The following is an 18,978-nucleotide window of genomic DNA, read 5'->3' on the forward strand; positions in this document are numbered from 1 at the left end:
TACGGCTTACCCAAGGAGACAGACATGGGCGGCAACGCGGATGAGACGGTCCCGGCCGGGAAGGTGCTGGAGACCTCCCCTTTCGCGGGTGACCTGGAGAGCGAGCTGGCGGTCCGGCCGCGGCGCGGTCTCTCCACGCTCACGCTGGTGCTCGGCGCCGGGGTGATGCTCATCGCCGGAGTGATCGTGGGCATCCAGGCGCAGAAGGCGCTCGGCGGCCAGGCCGGCGCCTCCGGCGCCCCGGGCGCCGCCGTGCGGCAGGGTGTGGGCCCCGGCGGGTCCGGCGGCCAGGGCGGGTCCGGCGGCCAGGGCGGGTTCGGCGGCTTCGGGGGCAGGCAGCAGGGCGGCCAGGGAGGTCCGGGCGGTCCTGGGGGCATGGCCGTCGGCACGGTGCAGCGGGTCGACGGCGAGAAGGTCTACGTCAGGACCATGGATGGATCCGTCGTCACCGTGAACACCAGCGGCGAGACGGCCGTCCGGGTGGCCCGGGAGGGCAAGGTCGCCGACCTCAAGCCCGGCGGCACGGTGGTCGTCCAGGGGAGCAGGGCCGAGGACGGCTCGATCACCGCGACCGCGATCAACGAGGGAGGCGGGCGCCGGTGACGGCCCGGTTCTCAGGAAACGTTCAGCCTGAGCTGAGCTGCGTTCCAGCAGGGTGAGCAAGCCTCATGGTTGTGCTGGAGAGAGTCGAGGCCAGATTGCTGGTCGTGGATGACGAGCCGAACATCCGCGAGTTGCTCTCGGCCAGCCTGCGCAGGTCCGGGTTCGAGGTGGTGACCGCGGCGGACGGCCGGGAGGCCGTGCACTTCGCGGAGCGGATCCGCCCGGATCTCGTCGTGCTGGACGTGATGCTGCCCGACATGGACGGCTTCGCGGTCGCGGGGCGGCTGCGGGAGATGGGCGGGCAGGTGCCGGTGGTCTTCCTGACCGCGCGGGACGCCACCGACGACAAGGTCGCGGGCCTGCGCGTGGCCGACGACTACGTGACCAAGCCGTTCAGCCTGGAGGAGGTGCTCGCCCGGATCCGGGCCGTGCTCCGCCGTACGAGGGGGGATCTCGACCTCCCCTCCCGCCTCCAGGTCGGCGACCTGGAGCTGGACGAGGAGGCGCACCAGGTGTGGCGGTCGGGCACTCCGGTACGGCTGTCGCCCACCGAGTTCAAGCTGCTGCACTATTTCATGGTCAACACCGGCCGGGTCCTGTCCAAGGCGCAGATCCTGGACCACGTCTGGAACTACGACTTCGGGGGCGACGCCGGAGTGGTGGAGTCCTACGTCTCCTACCTCCGCCGGAAGGTCGACGTGACCGAGCCGCGGCTCATCCACACCCTGCGCGGCGTGGGATACGTGCTGCGGTTACCACGTGGTGATTGAACTTTCAGCGAACACTCAGCTCCGGCTGACCTGGCCCTGAGCTTCGCTTGCTCCAATGGTCAGCGCATGACCCCCGATCACCCGCGGCCGCGCGGCAGGTCAGGGCTCGCCTCCAGCTGCGGGGGAGACGAGTCCGGTACGGCCTCCACGTGGAGCCTCGGGAAAGGCCCCATCGCTCTACCGAGTTCGCCCCCGTGACCCGGTCGAGCGGTGGGGCAAAATCACGTCTAGGGGCCTTCCCTGCGGGAAGGATCGCTCCTATGAGTGGGAGTGACGGTCTGCTTGAGGCGCTGCGGGAGCTGCGGCGTCACCTCGCCCTCGACCTGTTCCCCCTCGCGGCCGGCGACGTGGGGAGTGCCCGGCGCGCCCTGCGCGAGCTGACCGGCCAGCTCGACGACTACCTCATCCCGCGCCTGAGCGCGATCGACGCCCCGCTGCTGGCCGTCGTCGGCGGCTCCACCGGGGCGGGCAAGTCGACCCTGGTCAACTCCCTGGTCGGCGCCGACGTCTCCGAGCCGGGCGTCCTGCGGCCCACCACGCTGGCCCCCACCCTGGTCACCGGCCCCGCCGACAGCGCCTGGTTCACCGCCCAGCACGTCCTGCCCGGCCTGCCCCGGGTCACGGGGGGCGGCGCCGCCGAACCGGGCACGCTCCGGGTGGTCACCGTCCCCGGCCTCCCGCCCGGCCTGGCCCTGCTCGACGCGCCGGACATCGACTCGGTCGTCACCGCCAACCGCGAGCTGGCCGCCCAGCTCCTCGCCGCGGCCGACCTCTGGCTGTTCACCACCACCGCGGCCCGCTACGCGGACGAGGTGCCGTGGGGTTTCCTGCGCGCCGCCCGGGAGCGGAGCACGGCCCTGGCCGTCATCCTGTCGCGGGTCCCGCCGGAGGCGCTGGGCGTGGTGAGACGGGACCTGGCCCGGCTGCTGGAGGCCAACGGGCTGGGTGGGACGCTCCTGTTCGAGGTGCCGGAGCTGGTGCTGCCCGAGGAGAACGCCCGGCTGCCGCGCCAGGCGGTCGAGGCCGTCGCCGACTGGCTGACCGGCATCGCGGCCGACTCCCAGGCCCGCGCCGACGTGGTCCGCCAGACCCTGTCCGGCGCCCTGGAGAGCCTCGCCACCCGGGTCCCCGCCCTCGCCGACGCCGTGGACCGCCAGCACGCCGTGGCCGCCGAGCTGCGCTCGATGACCGAGGCCGCCTACGCCGGAGGGCTGGCCTCCTTCGACGAGGGCATGCTGGACGGGTCGCTGCTCCGGGGCGAGGTGCTGGCCCGCTGGCAGGACTTCATCGGGACCGGCGACCTGATGCGCTCCCTGGAGAACCGGGTCGGCCGGTTCAGGGACCGCGTGGTGGCGCTGTTCACCGGGCGGCCCGCGCCCGAGAGCGAGCTGCGCGTCGCGCTGGAGAGCGGGGTGGAGTCGCTGATCAGGGCCTCGGCCGACGGCGCCGCCGAGCGCGTGCTGGAGTCGTGGTCGTCGCATCCCTCGGGGCTCGCCCTGCTTGAGGAGACCGGGGTCGCCGGGGCCGGGCGGCTCGGCAGGGCCTCGGCCGACCTGCCCGTGAAGGCGGAGGCGGCGGTCCGGGGCTGGCAGGAATACGTGCTCGGCCTGGTCCGCGAGGAGGGAGCCGACCGGCGGACCACCGCCCGGCTCACCTCCTACGGGGTGAACGGCGCGGGGCTGCTGCTGATGCTCGCGGTGTTCGCCTCCACCGGCGGCCTGACCGGCATCGAGCTCGGCATCGCCGGAGGCACCAGCGTGCTGAGCCAGAAACTCCTGGAGGCCGTCTTCGGCGACCAGGCCGTCCGGACCCTCACCGTCAAGGCCCGCACCGACCTGCGGGCCCGCGTCGCCGCCCTCCTCGGCGCCGAGGCGGCCCGCTTCACCGCTCTTCTCGACGCGGTCCAGCCTCCCGAGGACGCCGCCCCCGCCCTCCGGGCCGCCGCGCACGCCGTACGGGACCACCAGCGGGAGATCCCGGCCCCGGGCCGCCGGGTCGGGCTGCCGGCCGGGGAGCGGCAGGAACGGCTGCCCGCCACGCCCGTCAGGCTCACGCTCCCGTCCGGCGGCCCGGACCCCGCCCCGGACCCGCTGGAGCGGCCCCCGGGCGCCGTCCCCCGGACGGCCGACCGGGAGGGAGGCGACAGGTGAAGCTGCTGCGGCGCGCGGGCGCCCTCTCCCTGGACGACCGGTTGACGGGGCTGGCGGAGGCCGCCGACCTGGCCGAGGGACGGCTGGACGCCGGCGCGGTGGCCGGGGCGCGCTCGGTGGTCTCCCGCGCCGGGGTACGGCGGAGCCTGTCGGTCGACCACACCGCGGTCGCGCTGGCCGGGGCCACCGGCAGCGGCAAGTCCTCGCTGTTCAACCTGCTGTCCGGCACCGGCCTCGCCACGGTGGGGGTCACCCGCCCGACCACCTCGACCGCCCAGGCCGCCCTCTGGGAGGGCGCCGGGGCCGGGCCGCTGCTCGACTGGCTGGAGATCCCCCGCCGCCACGAGGTGCCGGCCGACGGGGAGGCGGCCGGGTTGATCCTGCTCGACCTGCCCGACCACGACTCGATCGAGCTGGCGCACCGGCTGGAGGTGGACCGGCTGGTCGAGCTGGTCGACCTGCTGGTGTGGGTGCTCGACCCGCAGAAGTACGCCGACGCGGCCGTGCACGAGCGGTACCTCCGGCCGCTGGCCCGGCACCGGGGCGTCATGGTCGTCGTCCTCAACCAGATCGACCGGCTGACCCCGGCCGCCGCCGAGCGGTGCCTGAAGGACCTGCGGCGGCTGCTCGACGAGGACGGGCTGGCCGGGGTGCCGCTGGTCGGCGTCTCGGCGCGCACCGGCGCCGGCCTGCCCGAGCTGCGCTCCCTGCTCGCCTCCCGGGTCGCCGACCGGCGTTCCTGGGCCACCCGCCTGGCCGCCGACGTCGGCACGGCCGCCGACACCCTCCTGCGGGCCTCCGGCGGTGCGGGCGGGCAGGCGCCAGAGGCGTCCGCGGACGGCACCGCCAGAGCCCTGACCGCCGCGCTGGCCGAGGCGGCGGGGGTGCCGGTCGTCGTCGAGGCCGTGGCCAAGGCCCACCGGCACCGGTCGGTCGCCGCCACCGGCTGGCCGCCGACCCGCTGGATCCGCAGGCTCCGGCCCGACCCGCTCCGCCGCCTCCGCCTGGGCTCCGCCGAGACTCAAGGCTCCGGCGGGCTGGTGGGGCGGACCTCGATCCCCGTCGCGACCGCCGTGCAGCGCTCCCGGATGGACACCGCGATCCGCGAGGCCGCCGGGGCCGCCTCGGTGGGGCTGCCCGCACCGTGGGCGGCGGCCGTACGGCAGGCGGCCCGCTCGCACGGGGACGAGCTGGAGGACGGCCTCGACCGGGCCGTGGCCACCGCCTCGCTCGGCGCGGCCCGGCGGCCCGCGTGGTGGCGGGTGGCCGGACTGGCGCAGTGGGCGGTGACCGCGGCCATGCTGGCGGGCGGGCTGTGGCTGCTCGGCCTGCTCGGGATGGACTACCTCCGGCTGCCGCAGCCGTACCTGCCGACCGCGGGCGAACTGCCCTGGCCCACCGCGCTGCTGGTCGGCGGGGCCGTCCTCGGGCTGGTGATCGCGCTGCTGTGCCGCGGGATCGCCTGGCTGGGCGGCCGGCGGCGGGCGCGCAGGGCGGGCAGGGCGCTGCGCGCGAACGTGGACCGGGTCGCCCGCGAGCTCGTGCTGGCGCCCGTGAGCGAGGAGCTGTCCCGCTACCGCCGCTTCACCGAGGCGGTCACGGCGGCCCGGGACGGCGACGGCGACCGGAGTCCCGCCGGAACCTGATCACGGGCCGGGGCGGCCGCGCCCCCGTCGAAGGCGCGCCGGTAGTGGGTGGGCGTGACACCCACGTGGAGGGTGAAGTGGCGGCGCAGATTGGCCGCCGTGCCCAGGCCGCTGAGCTCGCTGACCTTCTCGATCGGCAGGTCCGTCTCCTCCAGGAGGGACTGCGCGCGGGCCAGGCGCTGGTTGAGGAGCCACTTCAGCGGGGTGGTCCCGGTGACGGCCTGGAGGTGCCGGAAGAAGGTCCGCGGGCTCACCCCCGCCCGCTGGGCCAGGTCGTCGACCGTGAGCGGCTGGTCGAGGTGCTCGGCCGCCCACTGGAGCACCGGGCTGAGGCCGTCGTCGTCGGTGACGGGGACCGACAGGTCGATGAACTGCGACTGGCCGCCGGACCGGTGGGCCGGGATCACCATGCGGCGGGCCAGTTGGTTGGCCACGTGCGCCCCGAGGTCGCGGCGGACCAGGTGGAGGCAGAGGTCCAGCCCGGCGGTCATGCCGGCGCTGGTGAGCACGTCGCCGTCGTCGACGTAGAGCACCGAGTCGTCGACCGTCACCTTCGGATAGCGCCTGGCCAGGTCGTCGGTGTGCATCCAGTGGGCGGTGGCCCGGCGCCCGTCGAGGATCCCCGCCTCGGCGAGCGCGAAGGCGCCGGTGCACAGGGAGACCATGCGCGCCCCCGCGTCGGCGGCCCGGCGCAGCGCCTCGACCAGGTCCGGCGGGACGGCCGCGCCCTCCTCGACGACGGCCTCCGGCACCGAGGGGACGATCACGGTGTCCGCCCCGGCCAGTCCGTCCAGCCCGTGGCGGGTCCGTAGGGAGAACCCCGGCCCGGCGGGGCCGGCCGGCCTCCCCGAGCACAGCCGCAGGTCGTACCACGGATCGGCCAGGTCGGGCTGCGGCTTGCCGAACACCGAGCAGGCGATGCTCAGCTCGTACAGGTCCCACAGATGCATGTCGGTGTCGTCGACCACGGCTATCGCGACGGTTCCAGCACTCATGGCCCGTAAGAGTACGGCAGGAATTTTGCGGAAACGGTCAGTCCTGCCACTGTCGCCGCCCTGGGCGGGGTGCGAACGTATTCACCGAGCGGATCGACCGCTACGACGGACTCGGACCGGCTGCCACGGCCGTGGCGGTCACGGGCCGGCCGGCCGACCGGCCACCGTGGTGGCCGCGGGCCGGACCGCCGCGACGGGCATGGGCCCGGCGGCTACAGCGATCTTGGAATGCTCCGGCGGTGACGGACCGCGGAGCGAAACCGAACAGGAGCACACGATGCACAACCCCCATGCCGGCCAGTCCCCGGTGACGGTCATCGGCCTGGGCCTGATGGGTCAGGCGCTGGCCGGGACGTTCCTCGGGAACGGCCACCCCACGACCGTGTGGAACCGCTCGGCCGAGAAGGCCGACGAGCTCGTCGCCCGGGGCGCGACCCTCGCGGCCTCGGTCCGGGACGCGGTCGAGGCGAGCCCGCTGGTGATCGTCTGCGTGTCGGACTACGCGGCCGCGCACGGGCTCCTCGCCCCCCTGGGCGACGCTCTCGCGGGCCGGGTCCTGGTCAACCTGACCTCGGGCACCTCGGAGCAGGCCCGCGAGAGCGCCGAGTGGGCGGCCGGCGAGGGCGTCACCTACCTCGACGGCGCGATCATGGCCATCCCGCCGGTCATCGGCACCGCCGACGCCTTCCTGCTCTACAGCGGGCCGCAGGACGCCTACGACGCGCACGAGCCGACCCTGAAGGCCCTGGGCGCGGGCACCACCTACCTCGGCGCCGACCACGGCCTGGCGTCGCTCTACGACGTGGCGCTGCTGGGCATCATGTGGGGCACGCTGAACAGCTTCCTGCACGGCGCCGCCCTGGTCGGGACGGCGAAGGTGGACGCCACGGTGTTCGCCCCCTTCGCGAACAGGTGGATCGAGGCGGTGACCGGCTTCGTGTCCGCCTACGCGGGCCAGATCGACGAGGGCGCCTACCCGGCGCTCGACGCCACCATCGACACCCACGTGGCGACGATGGACCACCTCATCCACGAGAGTGAGTCCGGTGGCGTCAACACCGAGCTGCCCAGGCTCGTCAAGGCCCTCGCCGACCGGGCGGTGGCCGAGGGCCGCGGCGGCGACGGCTACGCGGCGATGATCGAGCAGTTCCGCAGGCCCTCCGCCTGACCGCCCCGCATGCGCGCCGGGCCGCCGTGGCCGGGCGGCGCATGCGGCCGCGGCGCGTGAGGCGGTGGTTCAGTCGGAGCGGACACCCAGCTCGTCGAGCCGGTTGCGCATGTCCTCCGGATCGGCGTAGACGCGGAACGCGCCGGAGCGCTCAAGCTCGTCCCTGCCGTAACCGCCGGACAGCAGGCCGATGCCCAGCGCTCCGGCCCGGCGGGCGGCCAGCAGGTCCCAGACGCTGTCGCCGACGACCATGGCGTACTTGGGATCGACGCCGAGCAGCGCCGCCCCGGCGAGGAAGAGGTCGGGGTCGGGTTTGGCCCGCCGTACCAGGTCGCGGGTGACCATCGGGGTGTCCTCGGTCAGCCCCAGCATGCCGAGCGCCAGCCTGGCGGTCCTGGCGTAGCCGCTCGTGGCGATCGCCCACGGCACGCCGCGGGCGCTCAGCTCGGCCAGCAGGTCGGACGCGCCCGGCAGCGGACGCACCGAGTCGACCTGCTCGGTGTAGGCGTCCGCGTGCGCCTGCTGCAACTCGTCGATCTGCTGCCTGGTCAGCGACAGGCCGGTCTCGCGCAGCAGCGCGGTGACGAACAGGCCGCCGCTCATTCCGATGCGCCGGTGAATGCGCCACACCGACAGGTCGATGCCGAGGCCCGACAGTGCGCTGCGCCAGGCGATGACGTGCTGGTAGACGCTGTCGATCAGCGTGCCGTCCAGGTCGAACAGGAACGCGGGTCCGGGTAGCTCTGGGTAGTCCACCACTCCATTGTCGGCACGCCCCCGGAGAGATCGGCGGAGGGGGACGGATCCCGGCGGGGCCACCGCCGGGACGGGCGCCCGCCACGATCATCACGTGACCGGTGGAGTCGCCCGTCCCCGGGGAGGCGGCGGCGTACTTGATCACGATGATCACACCGGCCGCGATCTCCACGACCTGCTCCGGCGGCAGCTGGAGTGCGGGGAGTGCCTGCATGGGGGCCCGGTCGAACTTCAGCGCCTCCTCCACGGCCGCGATCTCGCTGTCGGGCGGGGTTCAGGTCCCTGACGACGGAGATCTCAGCGGGGTGCGGTCGAGGTCGCCGGTCAGCTCGGCGAGGGAGTCGAAGACGTGGGAGGCGCCGGCCTCGCGCAGCTCGTCGGGTGAGAAGCCGCCGGTGCGGACCGCGACACCGGGCAGGCCGAGCTTGCCGGCGGCGACGAAGTCCCAGGTGGAGTCGCCGACCGCGACACCGGAGGTGCCCTGGACCTTCTCCAGCGCCACCCGCATCAGGTCCGGGGCGGGCTTGGTCGCCTCGACGTCCTCGGAGGTGGTCCACGCCTGGCAGTGCGCGCGGCCGTCGATGAGGTCGAGGAAGCGCTCGACATGCTGCGGCCTGCCCGATGAGGCCAGGACCACGGCGAATCCGCGCCGGCCGATCTCGGCCAGGAGTTCGGTGGCGCCTTCGAAGGGCCGCACCTCGTCGATGAACCTGTCGAACTCCTCCACCCACGCCTCGCGCAGCGCGTCGCCGTGCCGCCGCTCGACGGCGTCACCGGCGAGGGCCGCCACCAGTTGGTCGCCGCCCATGCCGATGTGCCGGTGGATGCGCCACAGCGGCAGCCACACGTCGTAGCGGCCGAACGCCCGGTACCACGCGAGCGAGTGCTGGTAGTTGGTGTCGACCAGGGTGCCGTCGACGTCGATGATGGCGGTGTCGGCCATGTCGCCCTCCTGTTGTCGGCCGGCGGGGACGCGCCGCCCGGCGGCCGGCCGTCCCGGACGCGCCCGGTACGGCGGGCGGCTCCCGGCGCCGGGCACGCGCCGTCGGACATGACGGTTATCCCCAGTGGTCCGGATCCATGCCTGAGGGACCGGGCCTATCCCGGTGGTCCGGATCCATGCCTGAGGGACCGGGCCTATCCCGGTGGTCCGGATCATGCCTGGGGGACCGGGCCTATCCCGGTGGTCCGGATCATGCCTGGGGACCGGACCTGTCCCGGCGGTCCGGATCATGCCTGGGGACCGGACCGGACCGGACCGGACCGGATGCGGACGGCGCGGTCAGCCGTTCACCGCGCGCAGCGCGCCGTTCAGCGGTGCGGCCGGGGACGGGCGAGGACGAGCGCGATCGGCACCAGGGCGGCGGTGAGCGCGAAGGCGAACGGGTAGCCGGTCCGTACGGCGAGCACGCCGGCGGCGACGGCGCCCAGGCCCAGCCCCGCGTCGTAGGCGAGGTTCCACACGGCGCTGACCGTGCCGTACGCGGAGGCGGGGGCCCGCTCGAACATCATGGTCAGACTGGCGTTCTGGGCGATCCCGAAACCGGCTCCGAACAGTGCCATGCCCGCCACCACCGCGGCCGGGGCGGTGGTGAAGACCAGCCCCGTCATGCCGGCCGCGGCCATGAGCACGCCGGGTGCCAGCAGCCGGCCCGTGCCGTGCCTGTCCGCGTGCCACCCGGCCCACCAGCGGGTGAGGGTCGACGCCGCGGCCTGGGTGAGCAGGGCCACCGCGGCGAGGTCGCCGGACCCCGGCGGCACGGCGACCGGCAGGAAGGTGACGACGGTCCCCGAGGCCATCGCGGTGGCCGCGAAGACGATCGAAGGCCGGACCAGCGCGGGAGTGCGAAACCCGGCCAGGACCCCGAGCGCCCGCTGTGCCGGTGCCTGCCCGTACGTGTGCTGTGCCGGTGCCTGCCCGTATGTCTGTTGTGCGGGTGCCTGCCCGAGCGCCCGCTGCGCCGGTGTCTGCCCGTGCTCGGGTGCCGGCGGTCGCCCGGGGGCGGCTGCCGGTGCGGCCGCCTGATCGCGTGCCGGTGCCGGGGACCGTCCCGGGACGGGCGCCCGCGGTCCGGGCCGCGGGGCGCGGCCCGGAAGGGCCGGCACCGCCGCCAGCCCGGCCAGCGCGGCCAGCGCCCCGGCGACGAACACCGGCGGGTATCCGATCTCCCCGGCGAGCCACACGCCCAGCGGCAGCGCGACGACCGCCGGTACTCCGACGACGACGCCGTACAGGCCCAGCCCCTCACCGCGGCGCTCGGGCGGGACCAGCGCGGCCACCAGCGCGCCGCTGAGGACGACGCTGACCGCGAAGCCCGCGCCGCGTACGGCGCACACGGCCATGACCGTCGCCGTGCTCGTCGAGCCGGGCAGCGCCAGCGCCGGGACCCCGAGCAGCACCAGGCCGGTCGCCATCACCGCCCGGTGGCCGAACCTGGCGGCCAGGCGGGGGGTGCACAGTTCGGCGACCACGGTGGAGGCCATCAGGACGCCGGTGGTCAGGCCCGCCCCCAACCCGCCCGCGCCGATCGAGGAGGCGTACAGCGGGACGACCGACAGCAGCAGGCAGAAACTCATTCCCGCACCGAAGGTGGACAGGAAAACCATGATCAGGGGCCAGGTGAGGATCCGTGACCGGGGCACGGCCGGTGTGCGCCCGGTCGCTGGGGTGGCGAGATCAGGGGAATCCACCCCCATAATGTAACAGCGCTGTTGTATTTCCGTCGAAGAAGGGATCACGACGTGACCACGGACTATCCGCCGATCGAGCCGTACGACCACGGGATGCTCGACACCGGCGACGGCAACCTCGTCTACTGGGAGGTCTGCGGCAATCCGGACGGCAAGCCCGCCCTCGTCGTCCACGGCGGCCCCGGGGCCGGATGCTCGGCCGGCCACCGCCGCACCTTCGACCCGGAGCGCTACCGGATCATCCTGTTCGACCAGCGCAACTGCGGCCGGAGCACGCCGCACGCGAGCGACCCCGCCGCCGACATGAGCCTCAACACCACCGAGCACCTGCTCACCGACATGGAGCGGCTCCGCGAGCACCTCGGCGTCGACCGCTGGCTGCTCTACGGCGGCTCCTGGGGGTCCACGCTGATCCTCGCCTACGCCGAGCGCCATCCGGAGCGGGTGACGGAGATCGTGATCCCCGCGGTCACCATGACCCGGCGATCGGAGATCGACTGGCTCTACCGGGGTGTCGGGCGGTTCTTCCCCGAAGAGTGGGAGCGGTTCCGGGACGGTGTCCCCGAGGCCGACCGTGACGGCGACATCGTCGCGGCCTACGCGCGCCTCATGGAGCACCCCGACGAGAAGGTGCGGGAGAAGGCCGCGATCGACTGGATGACCTGGGAGGACGTGGTGGTCTCCATGGAGCCGAACGGCAAACGGAACCCCTACAGCGACCGCCCCCCGGCCGACCTGTTGGCGTTCGTCCGGATCTGCGCGCACTACTTCGCGCACGGCGCGTGGCTGGAGGAGGGCGTCCTGCTGCGCGAGGCGGGCCGCCTGGCCGGGATCCCCGGCGTCCTGATCCACGGCCGCCTCGATCTGAGCGGCCCGGCCGACACCGCCTGGGAGCTCGCCCGCGCCTGGCCCGACGCCGAGCTGATCATCGTCGACGACTCGGGGCACACCGGCAGCCCCACGATGCGCGCGGAAGTGCTCGGAGCGATCGACCGGTTCGCCCCCCGATGAGCTGACATCGGGGCCCCTCGGTGGACCGGCGTCGAGGGCCCCCCGGCGAGCTGACAGCGGGGAGGGCCGCCACGTCCCGCCATATCCCGCCGCGTGAGCGCCCGGCGGGCTGGACGGCCCGGCGACCCGGGCGGTCCGGGCGGCCGGTGGGCGGCACGCCGGCCCGCGGCGCCGGGCGCGTCAGGGATGGATCTTCTTGTGCTCGGCCAGCATCGTGACGTACTGCTCGATACGGCGTGCCCGGGTCTCGGCCTTCTTGGCGTCCTGCACGCGGTACAGCACCGCGTAGCGGTTACGGCTGTCGAGGGTCGCGAAGAACTCCTGCGCGGCGGGGTTGCCGGCCAGGGCCCGCGCCAGGTCTTCGGGCACGGTGGCGGTCCGCGATCCGTCGTAGGCCGCCTCCCAGCGGCCGTCCGCCTTGGCGCGCTCGATCTCCAGCAGGCCCGCGGGCCGCATCCGGCCCTGCTCGACCAGCGCGACGGCCTTGTCACGGTTGACCTTCGACCATCGGCTCCTCGCCTTGCGGGGAGTGAAGCGCTGCAGCCAGTGCCCGGCGTCCGACGTGCCCTTCTGCCCGTCGATCCAGCCGTGGCACAGGGCCACGTCGAGTGCCTGGGCGTAGTCCAGCGACTCGACGCCCGCCACCTTCTTGCTGATCCTGAGCCAGATTCCGGGCGAGGAGCCGTGGTGCAGGGCGAGCCATTCCTCGAACGCCGCGGCCGACGGGAACGAGAGGGTCTCCAGATCGTGGCTCATCGCAGCAGTCAACCACTCCGGCGCCGCGGGAGTGAAGGACGGGGCCCGCCCGGTCCACGCGGTCCGCCTCCGGAACCGATCCCGCGCCAGGGGGCCGGCGACACCCGCGCTACCGTCCGGTCCGGCCTCACGACCCGGGGCGCGGGCTCACTCATCGGCCCGTCTGCCGAGCCGGCCCGGCTCCGTCAGCCTGCGGCCTGTCCGCCGGAGAACACCTCGTCGACGAGGCTCTGCAGCACTGTCTGGAACGTCTGCGCCAGGGTCAGCGCGGCGTCGTCCACATAGGTCAGCGAGGCGGTCAGGGTCCTGCTGCCGTCGGGAGTGCTGTACATCAGCGCCGCGGAGCCCGCGATGCCGCCGTTGTGGTGGAAGACGGTGCCGCCGTCCGGGCCCAGGTCCTGCGCGAACACCCCCAGGCCGTAGCCGATCTTCGGGTGCGGCTCGCGCATCTCGGCCAGCAGCGGGGCCGGCAGGAGCCTGCCGCCGTTCAGCGCGGAGAAGAACGTGTGGAGGTCCTGGGTGGTCGAGATCATGTCACCACCGGCGGAGATCCAGGAGGGGTTCTGGCGGGTGACGTCGACCGTCTTGTCCTGGCCGTCCTCCTCGTACCGGTAGTAGCTGTGGGCGTGCGGCCCGGCGATCTCCGTCGAGGTGCCCGGCGCCACGGTGTCCGACATCCCGAGCGGTTCCAGGATCAGCCGCTGCAGCTCCTCGGCGAACGAGCGGCCGGTGACCTTCTCGACGAGCAGCCTGGCCAGCACGTAGTTGGTGTTGGAGTAGCTCCAGTCCGTCCCCGGCTCGAACCGCGCCGGCTTGGACAGCGCCAGCCGTACCAGCTCCTCGTCCTGGTAGGTGCGGAACCGGTTGTCCACCCACTCCCGGCCCTGCGAGGCGATCCCCGGCGCGACCGTCCCGTCGTCGTAGTACTCGCCGGTGAAGTTGAACACCCCGCTGGTGTGCTGCAGCAGCATCCGCACGGTGATCCGCCGGTCCAGCCCGAACTCGGGCAGGTGGTCGGCCACCGGGCCGTCCAGCTCGATCCTGCCCTCGGCCACCAGCTGCAGCACCAGGGTCGCGACGAAGGGCTTGGTGGAGCTGCCGATCCGGAACCGCCCGTCCGTCGGCGGCTCCGCGGTCTCGCCCAGCTCGCGCACCCCGGCGCTGCCGACCCACTCGCCCCGCTCGTCGTGCACGCGCAGCTGCACCCCGGCGAAACCGGAATCGACGATCTTCTGGATGGCCTTCCGCAGCTCCGGGCGGTCCTGGTCGGTAAGGGTGACGGACATGTTGGTGTGCTCCTTCGAAACTGTTACGGAATCAACTGAACGGATGGATGGAGGCCGCGGGTCAGAGGCTGCGGGCGGTGATGTCGCCGTAGGCGGTGGTCGCGTGGATGGTGAGCTGGGCGGCGGTGCCTTCGGTGTTGTTGAGGGCGTTGTGGATGCGGCCGTAGGAGGTGCCGGCGTCGAGGGTGGCGGAGACGCCGGGGGCGGTGTCGATCGAGATGTTGCCGGCTTCGGTGCGCAGGGTGAGGGTGCCGCGGACGGCCTGGGTGATGCGGATGTCGCCCTTTGCGGTGGTGATGTCGGCGGGGCCGGTGAGGCGGCCGACGGTGATGTCGCCGGCGAGGGTGGTGAGGTGGGCGGCGGTGGTCTCGTCGAGCTTGATCGGGCCGTGGGCGGTCTCGACGGTGACGTCGCCGAGGCGTCCGACGGCGCGGAGGTCGGCGCTGGCGGCCTTGGTCTGGAGGTGGGAGTCGGCGGGCAGCTGGATCGTCACCTCGAGGGATCCGGAGGGGCCGAGGAGCTGGTTGGTGGCGGTGGTCTTGATCCGCAGGGTGCCGTCGCGGTATTCGGTGGTGGTCTGCTCGGCGGCCTTCACGTCGCGGTTCTTGGTGGGGTCGGCGGGGAGGATCTCGACGGTGGTGTCGGTGCGGTCGGCGGCGATGAGGCGGATGTGTCCGGCGGGGATGTCCAGGATGGCGGTGATCGGGGTGGGGGTGTCGAACTTCTGCATGGTGGGCTCCGTGCGCTTGTTGTTTCTGATGCCGGAAACGCTACGTTGCCTTCACGTATCTCGCAACGGCAACGTTGCGGATAATCGACATCAACGCAGGTAGAAGCCGCAGAATCGTTGCGATGGTTTGGAAATATAACGCAACAAGATCTCTCTGAGTGTTGCACTGAATTGAGAGTGAACGCTATTGTGGGGGCACCCGAGGAACACGGAGGAGATCACGATGCCGGCAGGCAGACTCACCCAGCAGGACCGCCAGCAGATCGCCCTGGGGTTGGCCGACGGTCTCGCCTACGCCGAGATCGCCCGACGCCTCGACCGCCCCACCTCCACCATCACCCGCGAGGTGATGCGCAACGGCGGCCCCACCTCCTACCGCGCCGACCTGGCCCACCGCGCCACCGAACACCGCGCCCGTCGGCGCAGGCGGGCCGCGCCCCGGGGGGTGGAGGCGCCCCCGCAGGCCCACGGGCGCGACGCCGAGGCGGTGCGCGAGTACGAGGAGGTGTTCGCCACCGTCTTCATGGCCTCGGGCCTGCCCAAGATGACGGCCCGGGCGCTGGCCTGCCTCTACACCACCGACACCGGCAGCCTCACCACGTCCGAGCTCGTCCAGCGCCTCCAGGTCAGCCCGGCGTCCATCTCCAAAGCGGTCGCGTTCCTGGAGAGCCAGGGCCTCATCCGCCGCGAACGCGACGAACGCCGCCGCGAGCGCTACGTCGTCGACGACGACGTCATGTACCAATCAACGATGGCCAGCGCCCGCGCCACCGCCCACCTCGGCGAGACCGCACGGCAGGGCGTCGCGGTCCTCGGCCCCGACACCCCGGCCGCCGCCCGCCTGGAGAACATCGCCCGCTTCGTCGACTTCATCTCCGAGAGCATCGCCCGCGCAGCGGAGCAGGCCCGCGAGGTCCTCCACACGAAACCCGGAACGACCTCGGACGGCACCGCATGAGCCATGTCCGGATCGCGGGTGGACGGCCTCGGCGGGTCAGCGCAGTGCCGCGGACCGCGTGGTCACCTCGGCCTTGAGGGCGGCCAGGTAGCGGTCGTGGCCGGCGCGGAGCTTGTCGGCGCCGAAGAAGAGGGAGACGAGCGGGCCCGCGAGCGATTCCCGCATGGTCACCCGGGTGCGGCCGTCGGGGAGCGCTTCCAGCACCTGCTGGTCGACGGCCTTGTAGCCGAAGACCACGCCGCTCCAGGTGAGTTCGCGCCCGGGGGCGACGACCGCGAACCTTGACCTGATCCTGACCTTGCCGAGCCGCCAGCGGAAGTCGGCGCCGGGAGCCATCTCGTCGAGTTCCAGGACCTCGTAGTCCGGTGCCCAGGCGGGCCAGTTGCGGAGGTCGGTCAGCACCTCCCAGACCTGGGCGGGGGTGGCGTCGATGACGACGCTGGACTCGGAGGTCACCGGAGCCTCGGCGTCGATCCGGTGCCGGGTGGCGTAGTCGGTGTGCAGGACCGCGAGGGAAGGGCCGCGGTAGAACAGCTTGCTCATGATCACTCCTTGGCTTCGAGAGCAATGATCTCCTTTTTGAGCGCTGATGTAAAGAGCACTGCTCTCGATTTTGGATAGTGCTCCCACAAGGTGCGGCGTGGACCCGGCGGAGAACGTGGCCGGCCTTCCCCACGGCCCTGATACGTGCCCGCTCCCCGTCCCTGTCGCGGCGCCCCGCCGGGGGGCCTCTCCGTCACAGGAAGTAGACGTGCCACCATGCGAGGAATCCCGCGTACACGAGCGCTGCCAGAAGGTGGGCGCCCCGCCTTCTCAGCGGTCTCTTCACGACGGGCCCGTCCGCGTGCGGCGGCCGGAACACCGCCACGACGGTGGCGGCGAGGCTGAGCCAGGCGAGGAGGCCGTACCACCGCAGGACCGAGGGGACTCCCAGCGCCAGCACGGTCTCGTTCTCCGCGATCACCCCGTACACCGCGTCGACCGTCAGCCCCACGAAGGCCAGTCCGGCCAGTCCCGCGACCAGCGTGGGCAGGCGGCGGCGCGGTCGCAGGGCGCCCGCGACGAGCTGGACCAGCACCGTGACCCCCAGCAGTCCGAACGGCAGCAGCGTCCACGGCGCCTGCTGCGCCCGGTAGGGGGCGGAGCTGAGGTGGATCTCCCCCGGCCGGACGACCCGGTAGGCGGCCTGCCCGGGGTCGCAGGGCGGTGCGGCCGCCGGGTCGGCGAGGAAGGCGGCGATGGTCTGCCGGCCGCACCGGCTCGACAGGAACACCGCGTGCCCGACCCCGGCGAACTCGACGAACCGGGCGTCGGGCAGCGCCTCGGCGGCGGGTCTGGCCGTACGGCTCGGCGTGGTCGGGTCGTACTGGCCACCCAGTACCAGGACGGGCGCCTTGGTGGTGGCCGCCGTGACGGGGGCGCGGGGCAGCTTCCAGGTGTCGCACACCGTCCGGTCGTGGACCCCGGTGAACAGCCGGGGCCGCGTCTGGGGGAAGGCGTTGTAGGGCGTCTCGTCCTGACACTGGACCGCGTGATAGAGGCCGAACTCGTGGCTGGCGAGCCCCGGCCCGGCCGCGTCGGCCAAGGGCTGCAGCAGGTCGTGGTGGCCCGCCGCCAGTCCGTCGATCAGGGCGGGCACGATCGGGAGCACCTCGACCGAGTGCATGGCCTCACCGAGAATGGTCGCCGTGTCGTCACCGGTGAGCCGGACGGTGATCGGCCTGTCCGTCAGCGGGTCACGGGTGGTGATGACCGCCGGGCTCCTGTTCAGGTCGGCGACCATCGCCGTGAACCGTCCGCTCAGGTCCGGCCAGCCCTGGCCGGACAGCTCCGCGACCGCCTCGGTCAGATCGCGGGTGGCGTCGTCGTACCAGTTCACCTCGGCGGGGAGGAAGGAGTCCAGCACCACTGAGCGGGTGCCCTCGGGGTCGGCGGCGGCTGCCGCCAGCATCGGCCGGGTCGAGTAGCTCACCCCGAACAGGTTCCACCGCGCGTATCCCAGCGCCCGCCGCAGGTCCACCACATCGGCGGCGATCTCCCCGGTCCGGTAACCTCGTAGGTCCACGCCGAGCCGCTTCCGGCACGCCGCCGCACCGGCGGCGATCACGTCCGTCTCCTCCGCGGCCTGGCCGGTGCTCCTGAGCGTGTCCAGCATCGCGCGGACCGTCTCCGGGCAGTCGAGGCGCGGTTCGGACCACCTGCTGCCACGCTGTTCCAGTGCGATCACGTCGCGGTCCCGGAACATCTCGGCGAGATAGCCGGTGAGCTGGATCGACGCCGAGGCGGGGCCTCCACTGGTGTAGACGACGGGATCCGGCTTGCGGTCCCCGGCGGTTGAGCGGTGCACGGCGAAGCCCACTTTGGTCTTCGGCCCGTCCGGCAGGTCACGCCGCTCGGGGACCACCAGATACCCACACCGGGTCCCCTCCGGAACCGTCACGGGGCACGGGTGATCCTCCAGCGTCGGCGCGCTCTGCGCGGCGGCGGGGACCGGTACGGCGAACGCCAGGGCGCCGGCGGCGATGAGCGCGGCGAGTCCGGTGGTGTTCCTCAAGGACATGGGGGGTTCCTTCTCGGGAGGCGCAGTCCGATTCCTTCTCGCAGTGGTGTCCGTCTTATGGTCGTTCACGCCCGCGGTGGTGCACTACGTCGAACACCCCACGGCGGGCGAGACCGGGAACCTGGCCGGACGGTTCCGCGCCCAGGTGTTGGATGTGCTGCGGGTCGACGACGGCCGGATCACCGCGATCGCGTCGTTCGAACCGCGCCACTTCGCCGCGTTCGGCCTGCCCCTGGCCTGCTGTGAGCGCGGGATTCCGGTGGCGCGAGGTGGTCCTGGCCTGCGGTGAGCGCGGGATTCCGGTGGCGCGAGGTGGTCCTGGCCTGCGGTGAGGTCCGCGACTACGACGCGGCCGCCCTGCCGCTATGGGGCAGGGGGCCGCGGACCACTTGATCGCCGACGAGGGCCGTGATCACCGGCCCTCACGCCGAGCGGCGACCGGCGTTCTCAGGCCGCTGGTCGCGGGACTGCTGCAGCTCGGCGTTGATGCGCAGAGCCTCGGCGAGCTGGTCTTCCAGGATGATGATGCGGCAGGCGGCCTCCAGGGCGGTGCCCTGGTCGACGAGCTCCCGCGCGCGGGCGGCCAGGCGCAGCTGGTAGCGGGAGTAGCGGCGGTGACCGCCGTCGGAGCGCTGCGGCTCGATCAGTTTGGCGGTGCCCAGGCTGCGCAGGAACGCCGGGGTGACGCCGAGCATTTCGGCGGCCCGGCCCATGCTGTAGGCGGGGTAGTCCTCGTCGTCGAATCGGTGACCTGGGGTGTCATCGGAGGCGGCGGGGGGCCTCTCGGCCGGGTGGGCTCTATCGGCGATGTCTTGGAGCGAGGGGCTCGATCGGACGGCCGATGCCATCGGTGCTTGATCCATATACCTTTCCGAATGCCAATAGGGGCCCCGGCGCC

General features: G+C 73.1%; 18 protein-coding genes. 8 read left to right on the forward strand and 10 right to left on the reverse strand.

Translation table 11 applies throughout. The annotated features are described in order from the left end of the window. The first annotated feature begins 24 nt into the window (after positions 1 to 24). From J2S55_RS19655 to J2S55_RS19670, 4 genes are all read left to right on the forward strand, one after another. The gene (locus J2S55_RS19655; protein ID WP_306862989.1) at positions 25 to 603 is read left to right on the forward strand and encodes a hypothetical protein; all 579 of its coding nucleotides are present in this window, start codon (positions 25 to 27) and stop codon (positions 601 to 603) included. A 65-nt stretch (positions 604 to 668) separates the two neighbouring features. After that, on the forward strand, positions 669 to 1,373 hold the full coding sequence (locus tag J2S55_RS19660) for a response regulator transcription factor (RefSeq protein WP_306862992.1): 705 nt from the start codon (positions 669 to 671) through the stop codon (positions 1,371 to 1,373). Between the two features lie 260 nt (positions 1,374 to 1,633). Further along, positions 1,634 to 3,523 carry a GTPase family protein gene (locus tag J2S55_RS19665; RefSeq protein ID WP_306862995.1) on the forward strand — a complete coding sequence of 630 codons (1,890 nt, stop codon included), beginning with the start codon at positions 1,634 to 1,636 and terminating at the stop codon, positions 3,521 to 3,523. Then, positions 3,520 to 5,169, forward strand: a complete 1,650-nt coding sequence (locus J2S55_RS19670; RefSeq protein WP_306862997.1) for a GTPase — start codon at positions 3,520 to 3,522, stop codon at positions 5,167 to 5,169. The genes J2S55_RS19665 and J2S55_RS19670 overlap by 4 nt, the downstream gene beginning before the upstream one ends. Here the strand turns inward: J2S55_RS19670 and J2S55_RS19675 are convergent. Continuing rightward, positions 5,097 to 6,164 carry a GlxA family transcriptional regulator gene (locus J2S55_RS19675; protein ID WP_306863000.1) on the reverse strand — a complete coding sequence of 356 codons (1,068 nt, stop codon included), beginning with the start codon at positions 6,162 to 6,164 and terminating at the stop codon, positions 5,097 to 5,099. The genes J2S55_RS19670 and J2S55_RS19675 overlap by 73 nt on opposite strands. Before the next feature lie 277 nt (positions 6,165 to 6,441). Here J2S55_RS19675 and J2S55_RS19680 point away from each other — a divergent pair, with 277 nt between their 5' ends. Further along, the gene (locus tag J2S55_RS19680; RefSeq protein ID WP_306863003.1) at positions 6,442 to 7,332 is read left to right on the forward strand and encodes an NAD(P)-dependent oxidoreductase; all 891 of its coding nucleotides are present in this window, start codon (positions 6,442 to 6,444) and stop codon (positions 7,330 to 7,332) included. Between the two features lie 69 nt (positions 7,333 to 7,401). On the opposite strand, the gene J2S55_RS19685 is transcribed toward J2S55_RS19680, so the two are convergent. The 3 genes from J2S55_RS19685 to J2S55_RS19695 form a co-directional block, all read right to left on the reverse strand. Then, a complete protein-coding gene (locus J2S55_RS19685; protein WP_306863007.1) occupies positions 7,402 to 8,088 on the reverse strand; it encodes an HAD family hydrolase in 687 nt (228 codons plus the stop codon). A 274-nt stretch (positions 8,089 to 8,362) separates the two neighbouring features. Further along, positions 8,363 to 9,031, reverse strand: a complete 669-nt coding sequence (locus J2S55_RS19690; protein WP_306863009.1) for an HAD family hydrolase — start codon at positions 9,029 to 9,031, stop codon at positions 8,363 to 8,365. A gap of 368 nt (positions 9,032 to 9,399) precedes the next feature. Further along, entirely contained in the window at positions 9,400 to 10,779 is a 1,380-nt protein-coding gene (locus J2S55_RS19695; RefSeq protein ID WP_306863011.1) for an MFS transporter, read from the reverse strand. Between the two features lie 51 nt (positions 10,780 to 10,830). On the opposite strand from J2S55_RS19695, the gene pip reads away from it, so the two are divergent. Beyond that, the gene (pip, locus tag J2S55_RS19700; RefSeq protein ID WP_306863013.1) at positions 10,831 to 11,790 is read left to right on the forward strand and encodes a prolyl aminopeptidase; all 960 of its coding nucleotides are present in this window, start codon (positions 10,831 to 10,833) and stop codon (positions 11,788 to 11,790) included. A 180-nt stretch (positions 11,791 to 11,970) separates the two neighbouring features. Here the strand turns inward: pip and J2S55_RS19705 are convergent, their stop codons facing one another. The 3 genes from J2S55_RS19705 to J2S55_RS19715 form a co-directional block, all read right to left on the reverse strand. Further along, complete coding sequence (locus J2S55_RS19705; protein ID WP_306863016.1) at positions 11,971 to 12,546, reverse strand: YdeI/OmpD-associated family protein; 576 nt, start codon at positions 12,544 to 12,546, stop codon at positions 11,971 to 11,973. 185 nt (positions 12,547 to 12,731) lie between these two features. Then, a complete protein-coding gene (locus tag J2S55_RS19710) occupies positions 12,732 to 13,832 on the reverse strand; it encodes a serine hydrolase domain-containing protein (protein ID WP_306863017.1) in 1,101 nt (366 codons plus the stop codon). A 61-nt stretch (positions 13,833 to 13,893) separates the two neighbouring features. Continuing rightward, a complete protein-coding gene (locus tag J2S55_RS19715) occupies positions 13,894 to 14,562 on the reverse strand; it encodes a DUF4097 family beta strand repeat-containing protein (protein WP_306863020.1) in 669 nt (222 codons plus the stop codon). Positions 14,563 to 14,785: 223 nt separating this feature from the next. Here J2S55_RS19715 and J2S55_RS19720 point away from each other — a divergent pair, with 223 nt between their 5' ends. After that, positions 14,786 to 15,520, forward strand: coding sequence for a GbsR/MarR family transcriptional regulator (locus J2S55_RS19720; protein ID WP_306863022.1), 735 nt, complete (start codon positions 14,786 to 14,788; stop codon positions 15,518 to 15,520). 36 nt (positions 15,521 to 15,556) lie between these two features. Here J2S55_RS19720 and J2S55_RS19725 read toward each other — a convergent pair whose 3' ends face one another. After that, complete coding sequence (locus tag J2S55_RS19725; protein ID WP_306863023.1) at positions 15,557 to 16,063, reverse strand: SRPBCC domain-containing protein; 507 nt, start codon at positions 16,061 to 16,063, stop codon at positions 15,557 to 15,559. 193 nt (positions 16,064 to 16,256) lie between these two features. Continuing rightward, the gene (locus J2S55_RS19730; RefSeq protein ID WP_306863025.1) at positions 16,257 to 18,080 is read right to left on the reverse strand and encodes an alpha/beta hydrolase; all 1,824 of its coding nucleotides are present in this window, start codon (positions 18,078 to 18,080) and stop codon (positions 16,257 to 16,259) included. A 43-nt stretch (positions 18,081 to 18,123) separates the two neighbouring features. On the opposite strand from J2S55_RS19730, the gene J2S55_RS19735 reads away from it, so the two are divergent. After that, on the forward strand, positions 18,124 to 18,369 hold the full coding sequence (locus J2S55_RS19735) for a hypothetical protein (protein ID WP_306863027.1): 246 nt from the start codon (positions 18,124 to 18,126) through the stop codon (positions 18,367 to 18,369). A gap of 133 nt (positions 18,370 to 18,502) precedes the next feature. Here the strand turns inward: J2S55_RS19735 and J2S55_RS19740 are convergent, their stop codons facing one another. Then, positions 18,503 to 18,793, reverse strand: a complete 291-nt coding sequence (locus J2S55_RS19740; protein WP_306875490.1) for a MerR family transcriptional regulator — start codon at positions 18,791 to 18,793, stop codon at positions 18,503 to 18,505. Positions 18,794 to 18,978: the final 185 nt, after the last annotated feature.

This window comes from Streptosporangium brasiliense (assembly GCF_030811595.1).
Lineage (GTDB): Bacteria > Actinomycetota > Actinomycetes > Streptosporangiales > Streptosporangiaceae > Streptosporangium > Streptosporangium brasiliense.

What these genes read in the sequence shown, in the direction of transcription:
- J2S55_RS19660 (WP_306862992.1), top strand. Translation starts at nt 669, where the DNA reads ATGGTTGTGCTGGAGAGAGTCGAGGCCAGATTGCTGGTCGTGGATGAC.
- J2S55_RS19725 (WP_306863023.1), bottom strand. Translation starts at nt 16,063, where the DNA reads ATGAGCAAGCTGTTCTACCGCGGCCCTTCCCTCGCGGTCCTGCACACC.
- J2S55_RS19655 (WP_306862989.1), top strand. Translation starts at nt 25, where the DNA reads ATGGGCGGCAACGCGGATGAGACGGTCCCGGCCGGGAAGGTGCTGGAG.
- J2S55_RS19705 (WP_306863016.1), bottom strand. Translation starts at nt 12,546, where the DNA reads ATGAGCCACGATCTGGAGACCCTCTCGTTCCCGTCGGCCGCGGCGTTC.
- J2S55_RS19665 (WP_306862995.1), top strand. Translation starts at nt 1,634, where the DNA reads ATGAGTGGGAGTGACGGTCTGCTTGAGGCGCTGCGGGAGCTGCGGCGT.
- J2S55_RS19720 (WP_306863022.1), top strand. Translation starts at nt 14,786, where the DNA reads ATGCCGGCAGGCAGACTCACCCAGCAGGACCGCCAGCAGATCGCCCTG.
- J2S55_RS19740 (WP_306875490.1), bottom strand. Translation starts at nt 18,793, where the DNA reads ATGGGCCGGGCCGCCGAAATGCTCGGCGTCACCCCGGCGTTCCTGCGC.
- J2S55_RS19710 (WP_306863017.1), bottom strand. Translation starts at nt 13,832, where the DNA reads ATGTCCGTCACCCTTACCGACCAGGACCGCCCGGAGCTGCGGAAGGCC.
- J2S55_RS19690 (WP_306863009.1), bottom strand. Translation starts at nt 9,031, where the DNA reads ATGGCCGACACCGCCATCATCGACGTCGACGGCACCCTGGTCGACACC.
- J2S55_RS19680 (WP_306863003.1), top strand. Translation starts at nt 6,442, where the DNA reads ATGCACAACCCCCATGCCGGCCAGTCCCCGGTGACGGTCATCGGCCTG.
- J2S55_RS19715 (WP_306863020.1), bottom strand. Translation starts at nt 14,562, where the DNA reads ATGCAGAAGTTCGACACCCCCACCCCGATCACCGCCATCCTGGACATC.
- J2S55_RS19730 (WP_306863025.1), bottom strand. Translation starts at nt 18,080, where the DNA reads ATGTCCTTGAGGAACACCACCGGACTCGCCGCGCTCATCGCCGCCGGC.
- J2S55_RS19675 (WP_306863000.1), bottom strand. Translation starts at nt 6,164, where the DNA reads ATGAGTGCTGGAACCGTCGCGATAGCCGTGGTCGACGACACCGACATG.